We start from the raw sequence: 12,094 nt of genomic DNA, 5'->3' as shown, positions 1-12,094 counted from the left end.
GAGAAAATATGAGTCATATAAACAAGATTACCCGCGAATCCTGGCTGCAGAATACTTTTCCGGAATGGGGCACCTGGCTGAATGATGAAATCAGCGCTGAAAGCGTCGCGCCGAATTCAGTGGCAATGTGGTGGCTCGGCTGCGTGGGTCTGTGGGTGAAAACCCCTGATAGTGCGAATATCTGTATTGATTTTTGGTGTGGCACGGGCAAGCGTAAAAAGAATCTGCCGAACATGAAGCCGAGCCACCAGATGGCTCGTATGAGTGGTGCGCGTATCGCGCAGCCGAACCTGCGTAACACCGTGTTTGTTCTCGATCCGTTTGCAATCAAACAGATCGACGCGGTATTGGCAACGCATTACCATGCCGATCATATCGATATTAACGTCGCTGCGGCAGTGCTGGAAAACGGCTCTCCAGAGGTACCGTTTATTGGTCCGCAGGCGTGCGTCGATTTGTGGATGCAATGGGGCGTCCCCGCGCGGCGTTGCCGGGTAGTGAAACCGGGCGATACTATAAAAATCAAGGATATGCAGATCGTGGTGCTGGAGTCGTCAGACCGTACCATTCTTATCACCGAACCGCCAAAGCCGCTGGCTGATGAAGGTGCGGCTTTGCCGGATATGGATTTGCGCTCAGTGAACTATCTGCTGAAAACGCCAGGTGGCAACATTTACCATTCAGGCGACTCTCACTATTCCAATCTGTATGCTCAGCATGGCAAGCAGCATAATATCGACGTAGCGCTGGGGTCGTTTGGTGAGAATCCCATCGGCATTACCGATAAAATGACCTCCGTGGACATTTTGCGCATGGGTGAGGCGTTGCGCACAAATGTGATAATCCCATTCCACCATGATATCTGGTGCAATATGATGGCGGACACCAACGAAATCCTGACGCTGTTTGAAATGCGCCGTCACCGCCTGCAATACCAGTTTGTACCCTTCATCTGGCAGCCTGGCGGTAAGTTTATCTATCCACAGGATCGCAATCGTCGCGTTTACCAACACCCGCGCGGCTTCGCGGATATTTTCGCAGCGGAAACGGACCTGCCTTTCCCGTCATTCCTGTAAGTTGCTGACAAAGATAGCTGGCACCGTCGGTGCCAGTATTCCAGGAGAGGATATGCAACTCGATCACCTGGCCGTGGAGATACTGAAAAAAGTTGCGACGCAACCCGGCATCCCGCTGAAGATGCTCTGTCAGCGTATTGGTTTGCCTCAGCGTAATTTTTATTATCGGCGTGCGCGGCTTAATGACTGGCTGGTTGCCGAAGGGTTTTCACCCTTACAGTGCGATTCTCATCGCGGCGTGCGCTTAAGTGACGCTGATGCGGAAGACGTATTAGCGAAACTCGGGGTAATCCATACCCGACATTACAGGCTCAGCGCAGAGGAGCGACGCGACAATCTCCTGCTTCATCTTGCTTGTCGGATGCATCCAACCTTCACTCAGCACCTCAGCAAACTCAATGGTGTTAGCCGCAACACCACGCTTGGCGATCTAAAGCGATTAAAAGGGTATCTGTGGCAGCAAAAATTGAATTTGTTGATCGACAAGAAGCGGGGGTATTGCATCGCAGGTTGCGATCTGGCCCTACGTTTGACCGTGCAGCAGATGTTCCAGCACACCTTAAAATACGCTGACCAGCAGGCTGAAAACCGGATAACAAAGACGTTGTTCAGTCATTTGCAGGCGGCGGGGGTGGAGGCTGCTGGTGTTGATAAAACCATCGAGGAACAGCTGTCGCAGGCGGAAAGGCATATTGGTGAAGCGTTCTCTGACAAAGATAAACGTTTATTGCGCTACATGATCATGTTCAGCCTGGTGGATACCCTTAAAGGGCATATCCCGCATTTTACCTTTGAACAAACACGTTTTCTGCGGGGGCAGGTGAGCTGTGAAGTCGCTGCGAGCCTGAATGCCGTATTGGTTCGCACGCTGGAAGTACCTCAGATATTAAACAATACGCTTTTTTTCTCGCTTCTGTTTGCTGCCAGTAAAAAAGTAACACCTCATCAAATCTCCGTTGAGGAAGACATCCGTCTGATGGCTGTCGTAAAGCAGCTGATTCAGCAATTTCAGGCCTTATCGGGTGTTTACTTTCAGGACGTGGCGCTGCTGGAGTCTCGTCTTTTTTCGCATCTGGGGCCGGCGATTTATCGCTGTCTATTTGGCATGGGCAGCGAAAATGCCTTAAGAGACGAAATTTTCCTGCGCTACCCGCTGCTTTTCAGGCTATGTCGGCAGATTATTGTCTGCTTTGAACAGGAGTATCAGGTCGCTTTTGGTGACGATGAGCTGAGCTATATTGTGATAAGTTTTGCCGCCTGGATGGACAGGCGACCAGAGACTGCAGAACAGCACATTTTAATGGTCACCGAGGGCGGGCTCTCTTCAACGGCGATACTTGAAAATCAGCTTCGTAACCTGACCGTGTTACCTGTGCAAATTGAACGCGTGTCAGTCAGCCAGCTAGTGCAACAAGGGATTGGAAGACATATCCGGTTGGTCGTCAGTACCGTTGCGCTGAGCTGTCCGATCCCTGCGAACGTGGGTTTTATTCAGACTCAGCACATGCTGAGCGAAGGTGAGAAACAGCAGTTACGCCTGATGCTGGGGCACAATATCGACGCGACGGGGATCGATGCACTGGTTGAGGCTTTAGTCGCCTGCGCGAGCCGATTTTCTCCACCACAAAAAGAGCAGCTGCATCAGGAATTCAGCAATATCATTAACCAGTTCATTAAGAAACAGCAGCATCGTGCATTGATCTCTTCTCCACGATCAAACGAACGACTCAGCTTTGTAAGCTTTACATCCAGCCAGGCACCCTGGCATCAGCTTATTCGCAAGGCTGCGCAACCGCTCAGAGAGCGAGGTATTATTGATGCGCACTATGTTCGCAATATCGTCAGGCAGATTGAGCGTCAGGGTATTACTACCTATCTGACCCCGGATATTTTGTTGTTGCATGACGCGCCTCCTGCCGGGGTTACCGAGGGGGCGCTCTCATTGCTGAAACTAAAACATCCACTGCATTTTGATTTGCGAGGCGTTACCCTTACGCCGACGATTATCGTGATCCTGGTTCCGACCAACAGTCTTTCGCATATTCCTTTACTGGAAGCGCTTAATTCTTTAATCAGTAACGATAAAGTTATGCAGCACCTGTTGAATGCAAATTCACTTTATGAGTTAGAGCGTTGTATTAATGACAGCGCTGTTTTCTGAGGGTGAAATTTGCAGCAAGGTTGTGTCGAACTCAAGGAGTGCCGGGTTCCGTGCGCGTTTTCTTAATACTACTCCTTCTATAAAAAGAAAAACCTTACCTGAGTCAGATGGAAAACCGAGATCGGCTTGTTGCTGGTGACCGCATGCTGGTATTGCAAACGCAGTTAGTTGGGCGCCGCCGCCTGATAACAGGCTTCCATTTCATCCAGTGCGGACTGATTTTCCAGCCCCCATTGGTACATTTGCTCAATGGGTTCGGCAAAGGTTCTGCCAAGCGGCGTCAGGCGGTAATCGACTTTAGGTGGGATCACGTCATACACATGGCGAGCAATCAATCCTCGCGACTCCAACTCTTTCAGCGTCTGGAACAGCATTTTCTTGGAAATTCCCTGCAAGCTACGTTGTAGTTCGCCGGTACGTGCGCGTTCATCCGGCCAGTGATACAGCGCATGCAGCACCATAGTGCTCCATTTAACTGAAAAAAGTTCCATCAGGCGGCGCGGCGGTGAGTCCGCATAGAAAAAGAGTTTACCTTCAACCCAGGCTGGCACTGTGCTGTCCTCTGTTTATGGTCACCAAATGGTGACTACTATCAATATAGAACCTTATTACCTATAGTCTGCCCCCTTGAATTAGCCAAAACCAGCACATTCTTGAGGCACTATGAAAATCAATGCATTAGTCGCACATGACGCGGCACAACCTTTAACATCAGGCCAGGTTTCGCTGCGTCCGTTACAAAAGCAGGATGTCAAAATCGAGATCCTCTATTGCGGCGTGTGCCACTCCGATCTGCATATGGCGCGTAACGAATGGGCGGTTAGCCGATATCCACTGGTGCCTGGGCATGAGATTGTCGGGCGAGTGGTAGAGGTTGGCGACCAGGCCAGCCATTTTAAACCCGGTGATATCGTCGGTGTGGGCGTGATGGTCGACTCCTGCCGCGAGTGCCATTTCTGCAAACAACAGGAAGAACAGTACTGTGAAGCAGGGTTTACTGCTACCTACAACGGCATTGATAAATACACCGGCGACAGTACCTGGGGCGGCTATGCGCAAAGCGTGATTGTTGATCAGCATTTTGTGGTTTCTGTACCACGAAACCTGTCGCTCGCCGGGGTTGCACCGTTGCTGTGTGCGGGCGTGACCGTATGGTCGCCGCTGCGCCATTTCAACGTCAAGGCCGGCGATCGTGTCGGTGTTGTCGGGCTGGGGGGGTTAGGCCATATGGCCGTGAAGCTGGCCAGTGCGATGGGGGCGGAGGTGACGCTGTTTACGACCTCCCCAGAGAAGGGCGAAGATGCCCGTCGTTTGGGGGCTAAACAGGTGGTGGTGTCGCGCGATGCCGCGCAAATGGCCGCCTGCCAAACCTCGCTGGATTTTATTATTGACTGTGTAGCAGCACCGCACGATCTGGATCCTTATCTGGCCGCGCTGAAAACCAATGGCCGCCTGGTGTTGGTAGGCATTCCGGACCAGCCACACCATTCGCCGAATATTACGCCGATGGTGTTTCGACGTTTAAGCATCAGCGGTTCGTCGATTGGCAGCATGCGGGAAACCCAGGAGATGCTGAACTTCTGCGGCGAGCACAATATTACCGCCGAAATTGAAATGATCGGTGGCGAAGATATCGAGGCTGCTTTTGCCCGTATGCTTAAGGGCGACGTTAAGTACCGCTTTGTGATCGATATGCAGGCTACGCGCTGGTAACGAAGCGTGCAGCGGAGCGTCATGCTTATGTCGTTCTGGGCGGCCGTTTCAGGCCGCCTCGTACTACGCAGCTGGCAGAGGCTCTGGGCTGAAGCTCGGCGGAGCTGCTTTTTCGTGGCAGAATCGTGTTCAAAATGAGGCGATATCGCTGAGCCTTATGGGGACGTTTATTCGTGCTTCTGGTTGCCGCCGACGAGTAGTCGCAAAGGCAGAGGCGGAGAGGGTAGAGAATAGTGATAACGCTGCGATATAACGAGTTTTACGGTTCATAGGATGACCGTTTTATAATGTTATGTAGGGTACGCGTTCACTGGTGCTGGCGCATGCCGCACCGGCTTTCACCGGTGCGGCATGGCCGTTACTTCAGGGTATCGGGATTGATAACGTAGGGTTTCAGGGCGTCTTTTTCTCCTTTCAGATAGTTAAGGATGTTGTTGATACAACGCTCGGTGACCAGTCTTTCGGCCATGCGGTCCATACCGGAAACGTGCGGCGAAAGCAGAACATTGTCAAACTGGCGCAGCGGTGAGCTGGCCGGTAGCGGCTCCACTTCGTAGACGTCCAGCCCCACACCGCTGAGGTGGCCACTTTTCAGCGCCTCAACCAGCGCTTCTTCATTAATCAGCGGGCCGCGAGAGGTATTCACCAGGATTGCGCCGGGTTTCATCATTGCCAGGGTATCGGCGTTAATGGTATGGCGACTTTCCGGGGTGGACGGTGCATGCACCGATACCAGATCGGCATTACGCAGCAGAGTTTCCAGATCGACCCGTTCAGCATTCAGGCTGGCCAGCAGCTCGTCGCTGGCCCACGGATCGCACACCAGAATGCGCATCTCTGCTGCATGGCAGCGGCGTGCCATGGCATAGCCAATGCGGCCTAAGCCAATAACACCCGCGGTGCGGCCCCACAGACCAGGGTGGAAGCCGTCAAAGTGCCACTCGCCGCGTTTTACCATTGCATCACGCTGCGGCAGGCGGCAGGCCAGGGTCAGCGCCATTGCATAGGCAAACTCAGCGACGCTTTCATGGTTGGCACCAAACGCCATAGCAATCGGTACCCCGGCTGCGGTAGCCGCCGGAACGTTTACCTTGTCGTAGCCAACGCCCCAGCGGGCAACGATTTTCAGGTTTGCCGCCTGAGCAAACACGTTTTCGGTGTAAGGCTCGCCCCCGGCAATGGTCGCCACCACGTTCTGCTGAAGCTTGCTAATCAGTTCCTGCTCGTTGGGCAGCCTGAAGGTTTCATTTACCTCAACCTCGTAGCCAGCCTGACGTAGCGGATCGAAGATCGAATCACTGTTTTTAAACTGTTCAGTTAACACCAGGATTTTTTCAGGCGTTGTTGCGTTCATAACTCTTTCCTTTGATATAAATGATTTTTTTATCTTCTGAAGGCAGTAAAATAAACAGAACGACGGCAATTACTGCGGCAATCGCCAGTGCATAGAGGCCGGCAGTCGGGGTGTGGAAGTAGATTTCAGCCCAGGTACGCAGGTTCGGGGCAACAAAGCCACCTACTGCGCCGCAGCTGTTGATCAGAGCGAAGCTAGCCGCCGCCGCCGCGCCACCGTAATAGCGGGTAGGCCAGGTCCAGAAGATTGGCTGGGCGGTCATAATGCCCATAGTGACGAAGCTGAGTGCCGCAATGGCGAACAGCGGTGAACCATGAGCAGAGGAGACCAGACCGAGCGCAATGCAGCACAGCGAAATAGTACCAAACAGACGGGCGCGCCCCAGACGAGCGGCCAGCCCCGGCCAGGTAGCTCCGGCAACCAGCGCGCACAGCCACGGAATAGCGGTAACCAAACCGACCATCAGGCCAATGTTTACGCCCAGCAGTGCAGCAACCTGAGTTGGCAGATAAAATGCCACGCCCAGACCGGTGATTTGAATCAGGAAGTAGATAGCAGCGAAGTGCAGCAGTACCGGGCTTTTAATCGCGTCGATAAAGCGGGTATGCCCGGCGCGGGCCTTGTCGGCTTTCTCTTCATCCAGTGCAGCGGTCAGCGCCTGTTTTTCCTCCACCGTCAGCCACTTCACGTCCTTCGGCGAGTTATGCAGGAAGAACCACAGCACCACACCCAGCACCGAAGCCGCCAGGCCTTCTACTGCAAACATAATCTGCCAGCCTTCCCAGCCGCCAAAGCCGTGCAGATCCAGCAGCAGGCCAGAAAGCGGGCCGCCGATGATCAGCGCAATCGGGGAACCAAAATAGAAGATCCCCATAATGTGTGCGCGAAAACGGGAGGGGAACCACTGTGCAATAAAGTAGATTGCCGTCGGGAAGAATCCGGCTTCAACAATACCCAGTAGCACGCGCAGGAAATAAAAGGTCTGCTCGTTCCAGGCAAAGCTCATTGCAGCGGAAACGAGACCCCAGGTGACCATAATACGCACCAGCCACGCACGCGGGCCGACCCGGTGCATCAGCAGGTTGCTGGGTAATTCAAACAGCGCGTAGGAGAGAAAGAAGATCCCGGCACCGAAGGCAAAGGCCGCATCGGAGATACCGGTAGACGCCTGATAAGCCGATTTGGCAAAGCTGACGTTTACCCGGTCAAGGTAGGACATCAGATACATAACGATCAGGCAGGGAATAATCCGCCATTTTGCTTTATTTACCGCACGAACTAATACGCTATCGTTTATGGCTTGCTCACTCATTGAATGCACCTTCATTTTTGGGCACCAGAGAGATGCATAGTCTCTGGTGCCGGTACAGGGTAGATAAATCAGCCGATTTTATTGTTATAGAATTCTGTTCCGCTGCGGATCTGGTCGAGGATTACCCCCAGCCCCCAGAATTTCTCCAGCACGTTGTCTTTATTTACCCGGCAGGCTTCGCTCTCAAAGGTGCCCAGGCGTTGGTGATAGATTTTTGCGTTCTTCGGATAACCCAGCGTTTCCGATACGGCGGCGAGGGAAAGGAACGTCGCCAGCTCACTGGCCAGAGCCGGATCTTTCGTATGGTGGTGATAAAGCCAGACATACAGCTCAGGATGGAAATTGGTAAACACCCCGCTGAAGCCTTTTGAACCGGCCTGCATGGCGGGCCAGGCGATAGCGGCGTTGGCATTGATTATGTTGAGCGGCGTACCTTCGGCCAGCGCCACGCGGCGTTTTACCGTGTCCAGATCGCAGCTTACGTCCTTCAGTACCACGAAACGTCCGCTGCGGGCGCACCAGGAGAACTCATCATCCGTCAACAGGCGGCGATAGGGTGCCGGGCACTCGTACAGCCCCAGCGGCAGGCTTTGCGGCAGCGCATCCAGCAGGTTTTGCAGCGTGGCGTAGAACACCTCGCTGCCCTGGTTTTTCGGATCGAGGTGATTGGTGACCAGCACCAATGCATCGGCCCCGGTATCGGCCATCGCCAGCAATTCTTCGCGCTGACCGTCGATATCGTCGCTAATATGCCCGGAAACAATCACCGGCACGCGGCCTGCGGTTTTCTCCACCACAAAGCGCCCCAACTGTACGCGCTCTTGCAGCGATAAAAACTGCATTTCACTGGACTGGCACACTGCAAACAGCGCATCAACGCCCTTCTGAACGTACCACTCAATCAGGCGTTCCAGCCCCGGCCAGTCAATCTCGTTCTGTTCGTTGAATGGGGTCAGCATGACCGGTACAACACCGTTAATCTCTTTCATTTTTTCTCCTTGCGGCCACAGGGCGGCCAGAAAACGATTAAATTTTGCTTTTCAGTCGGTTAAGCGCCTGCTTGCGCTCCGGCATGTTCGATGCGCCTTCACGTTCAACGGCCAGCGAAGCAAAGGCAGAGGCAAAGGTTGCTGCCTGTACCAGCGACTGACCGTCAGCAATGGAAGCAGCCAACGCCCCGTTAAAGGCATCACCCGCGCCAGTGGTATCAATGCTGATGGCAGGGAAAGCGGGAATATGTTGGAACTGCTGGTTCTCATACAGCAGCGCGCCACGGGATCCCATCGTGATGATGATGCAGCGCGCCCCCAGTTCAGCGATGGCGGTGGCGGCACGACGGGCGCTCTCCAGATTAGTCACCTCAATGCCGGAAAGCAGTGAGGCTTCCGTTTCATTCGGGGTAATAACATCCATATATTCCAGCGCTGGGATAATATCGGCGGAATAAGGAGCGGGGTTCATAATGACCTTTACCCCCAGCGCTTTTGCCAGTTTCATGGCATTCAGCGTGGCGGAGAAGTTATTCTCAAGTTGCAGCAGCAGCACGCTAGCGTCTTCCAACTCTTCTTTCAGTTCAGCAATTTCTTTTTCACTAATGTTTTTATTTGCACCGGAGTAGATGGCGATCATATTTTCGCCATTTTCCTGTGAAACATAAATAATTGCGCTGCCCGTTGGTTCTTCTTCAGACTGATAAAGTTTAAAGGAATAAATATCAGAGGAAGAGAGATGGTCCAGGGCAAACTGACTGAACTGATCTTTCCCTACTTTAGAAACAAAATGCACTTTCGCCCCGGCACGGCTTGCTGCCTGTGCCTGGTTTGCGCCCTTACCGCCCGGCCCGAGGGAGCTGCCCAGCGCCATCAGCGACTCGCCCCCTTTCGGGAACCGCGCCACTTTAGCCACGATATCAACGTTAAAAGAACCGAGAATACAGACTTTATTTTTCATATTGCCCACTGAACCTTTCTCATACTTCCCCTTCCGGATATGTTTCAACAAAACTTCAAAGTCATTGTCGGTTTCGGAAATTAGTTTTGATTGCAGGCTTTTACGTATAATCATGGCTCCGCCATGACAGCGCTGAATATACCCCTGCTGAGCCAGTATTCGCAGATCGCTGCGTATTGTTTCTTTCGTTACGCTGAAATACTGAGCCAGATGTTTGACCGTTGCACTATTATGTTTATCCAGAAAATTGAGAACATTACTCCTTCTCTCGTCCATAAACATATTCACCTCCCCCCGTTGCTTACTGAAGAATAGGGGAGCGGCACTGGCTAAAAAGTGATGAATATCGTGTAACAATCAAAAAAACAAAAATAAACAAAAATAAAACAACAAAGAAATCATGTAACCATTTGTTAGTTATAAGATTATCAGTAAAACCAAAAAAGAAATGGCACGCGAGGGGAAAATATTAATATGTTCAGTTAATTATTTGATAAAAACAACATAAATTAAAATTAAAGGTTAAGTAATAAATAAAACAAAGATATAAATACTTAAGAATAACGCAAAAATCAGAATAAATAGCAGGTAGACGGACGGAGTGGTCTGTGACTATGTTCTGTTGCTTTTATGCCAACTCAGTGCCCAGACGTGAAGGTTTTTTCTGGTGAGGACGTGGTTCGTTCAGTCGATTGATGTTGTGCTAGGTTGATATTCTGCGTCAGCAATTTATGGATATTGTCACGCGGCTGATGAGCGTCGGCTAAAGATACCTCGGGACAGGCACCTAAGCCGAGGCAAGATTCTTAACCATTGATACGATATTTGAGATGCCTGAGACGTGAACCGCCTGGATTGACCAAAAGGTACTGAACAAAGGGAAGAGATCAAGCGCGCTGGCATTGCTGATAACAGGAACGTCCGTTAAAGAAGTGGCGTTGTTACTGGGATATGACAATGGTTAATCCTTCTCTACCATGTGCCGCCGCGTTACCGGTCAACCACCTTCGAATTATCACCCGACTTAAGCTCCGGAGTGTCCTCAGGCTTGCCAGAAGCAGTTGATATCTGGCTTACGGGTGTAAACCAGAAGGGATAGCTGTTGCATATACGGAGCACGGGAGTCGAACGTGACCCTCGTTTATTATCATGGATTATACCTTCATCGCTTTTTGAGCCGCGGCGAAGACGTCGCGTGCCGGCGTGGTTCCGGCTATGTGCTCCGTTCCTTCGACGCCGAGGTCCATCCATCCCGCATTCACGGCATCGTACATGTCTTCCGCTGGTCCGCTGTGACCCGCCGGGATACCGAATTGCTCTAACGCTTCAGCCCACCCTGTCCGCGGGATTGCAAAGGCTTTCACGTCGAGATTCAGGACTTCGCCCAACTGCTCTGCGACTTCATCCGCACTGACCATCGAGCCAATCTCGACGATGCGCTGCCCTGACCACGCCGGGCCGGTCAAAAGGGTTGCGAACTCTGCACCAATGTCGTTCGTTGCGACCATGGTTGATTTTCGGTTTGTCGGATTGTAAAAGACCGGTAACTTTCCGCCCTGAGCGGCTTGTAAACCGAAAAGAAAGTTTTCGAAGAATCCGCCTGCACGTACAAACGTGACGGGGGATAGGAGTTCGCGAAAACCTTGCTCTAACAGCGACAAAGCCATGATCACCCCGTGCCCGGTGTTTTTGTTCGCCCCCATTGATGAAAGTGCCACTACTCTTGGTGGCGCTACTCTGGAGAGTGCCTCGACATAATTTGCAATCACGCGCTTTGCTTCTTTGTAATCGGGCGACGGCGCCCAAACCGGAGGCAACATAACAAACGTGCCTTCGACACCTTTGAGCGCTTGTTCGATAGATCCCGAATCATTCCAGTCGCCGTCAACCAGTTCCACGCCTTGGTTCTCCCAGTTAACCGCCTTCTCGCGATCGCGGACCAGCGCACGTACCTTCTTACCTTGAGCCAGCAAATGCCTTGCTGTCGCGCCGCCTACATTTCCCGTGATTCCCATGACTAAAAACATACGTCTTCTCCTGATGTTGAGAGGCAGAGCATTGCCCCATTTGGTTCAATGGATGAGTGGTAAAAGGGTTCGGACCTGGGGGACTCGCAGACAAAGGCCGCCCCAGGTTAACGCGCCCAGAAGCAGCGAAATAATTTCCGGCGGTGACCCCAGCTCACCGATGCGGATATGGGCGCAGATCGCGCCACCCAAAAAACCCGTCACAAAGATCGCGCCGAGGACAGCCGTCGCCGGGACGGCGTAAAGGAAGGCGCAGGCAAGGGTGATGGGTCCCACGGCATGAGTTATATCCATCGTGAACCCGGTTTCCTGCAACATGTTTGCGATCTGCGCGGGCGCAAAAAGCTGAATGGTGCCGTCTGCCGCAAGAGCGATAACAACAAACCCGCTCATTATCCGGCCAGCCCACAGGGCGGGATGCAAAGTCATCGCTTTAAACACCTGTTTTAGTTTCATGGTTTCTTCACTTTCTCTGCCGGAAAATCTCATGTGCTGGAGGTT

The 12,094-nt window shown here is 52.4% G+C and carries 10 protein-coding genes and 2 pseudogenes; 4 read left to right on the top strand and 8 right to left on the bottom strand.

From position 1 onward, the window contains the following. Positions 1-8: 8 nt before the first annotated feature. Both ulaG and AC2AXP_RS10495 read left to right on the top strand, forming a co-directional pair. Positions 9-1,076 carry an L-ascorbate 6-phosphate lactonase gene (gene ulaG / locus AC2AXP_RS10500; protein WP_198773008.1) on the top strand — a complete coding sequence of 356 codons (1,068 nt, stop codon included), beginning with the start codon at positions 9-11 and terminating at the stop codon, positions 1,074-1,076. Between the two features lie 52 nt (positions 1,077-1,128). Then, positions 1,129-3,237 (top strand): PTS sugar transporter subunit IIA, encoded by a 2,109-nt coding sequence (locus AC2AXP_RS10495; protein WP_484381627.1) that lies wholly within the window; start codon positions 1,129-1,131, stop codon positions 3,235-3,237. 164 nt (positions 3,238-3,401) lie between these two features. Here the strand turns inward: AC2AXP_RS10495 and AC2AXP_RS10490 are convergent, their stop codons facing one another. Continuing rightward, entirely contained in the window at positions 3,402-3,788 is a 387-nt protein-coding gene (locus tag AC2AXP_RS10490) for a winged helix-turn-helix transcriptional regulator (RefSeq protein ID WP_039991921.1), read from the bottom strand. Between the two features lie 112 nt (positions 3,789-3,900). On the opposite strand from AC2AXP_RS10490, the gene AC2AXP_RS10485 reads away from it, so the two are divergent. Next, a complete protein-coding gene (locus AC2AXP_RS10485) occupies positions 3,901-4,950 on the top strand; it encodes an NAD(P)-dependent alcohol dehydrogenase (RefSeq protein WP_198773005.1) in 1,050 nt (349 codons plus the stop codon). A gap of 358 nt (positions 4,951-5,308) precedes the next feature. Here the strand turns inward: AC2AXP_RS10485 and AC2AXP_RS10480 are convergent, their stop codons facing one another. The 5 genes and pseudogenes from AC2AXP_RS10480 to AC2AXP_RS10460 form a co-directional block, all read right to left on the bottom strand. Continuing rightward, entirely contained in the window at positions 5,309-6,304 is a 996-nt protein-coding gene (locus AC2AXP_RS10480; protein WP_198773004.1) for a phosphoglycerate dehydrogenase, read from the bottom strand. Next, positions 6,285-7,616, bottom strand: coding sequence for an MFS transporter (locus tag AC2AXP_RS10475; RefSeq protein WP_198773003.1), 1,332 nt, complete (start codon positions 7,614-7,616; stop codon positions 6,285-6,287). The genes AC2AXP_RS10480 and AC2AXP_RS10475 overlap by 20 nt, the downstream gene beginning before the upstream one ends. 68 nt (positions 7,617-7,684) lie before the next feature. Further along, the gene (locus AC2AXP_RS10470) at positions 7,685-8,605 is read right to left on the bottom strand and encodes a dihydrodipicolinate synthase family protein (protein ID WP_004961040.1); all 921 of its coding nucleotides are present in this window, start codon (positions 8,603-8,605) and stop codon (positions 7,685-7,687) included. 37 nt (positions 8,606-8,642) lie between these two features. After that, positions 8,643-9,848 (bottom strand): ribokinase, encoded by a 1,206-nt coding sequence (rbsK, locus tag AC2AXP_RS10465; protein WP_004961041.1) that lies wholly within the window; start codon positions 9,846-9,848, stop codon positions 8,643-8,645. Positions 9,849-10,181: 333 nt separating this feature from the next. Further along, positions 10,182-10,435, bottom strand: a pseudogene (locus AC2AXP_RS10460) (Arm DNA-binding domain-containing protein); the annotation flags it as partial. A 21-nt stretch (positions 10,436-10,456) separates the two neighbouring features. Between AC2AXP_RS10460 and AC2AXP_RS10455 the strand changes: the two are divergent. Beyond that, positions 10,457-10,528: pseudogene (locus AC2AXP_RS10455) on the top strand (hypothetical protein); the annotation flags it as partial. Between the two features lie 192 nt (positions 10,529-10,720). On the opposite strand, the gene AC2AXP_RS10450 reads toward AC2AXP_RS10455, so the two are convergent. Continuing rightward, positions 10,721-11,593 (bottom strand): NmrA family NAD(P)-binding protein, encoded by an 873-nt coding sequence (locus AC2AXP_RS10450; RefSeq protein ID WP_484381626.1) that lies wholly within the window; start codon positions 11,591-11,593, stop codon positions 10,721-10,723. A 45-nt stretch (positions 11,594-11,638) separates the two neighbouring features. Next, entirely contained in the window at positions 11,639-12,049 is a 411-nt protein-coding gene (locus AC2AXP_RS10445; protein ID WP_198773001.1) for a DoxX family protein, read from the bottom strand. Positions 12,050-12,094 lie beyond the last annotated feature (45 nt).

The organism is Serratia sp. Sp408 (assembly GCF_057180665.1).
This window is presented reverse-complemented; position numbering and strand designations above follow the sequence as displayed.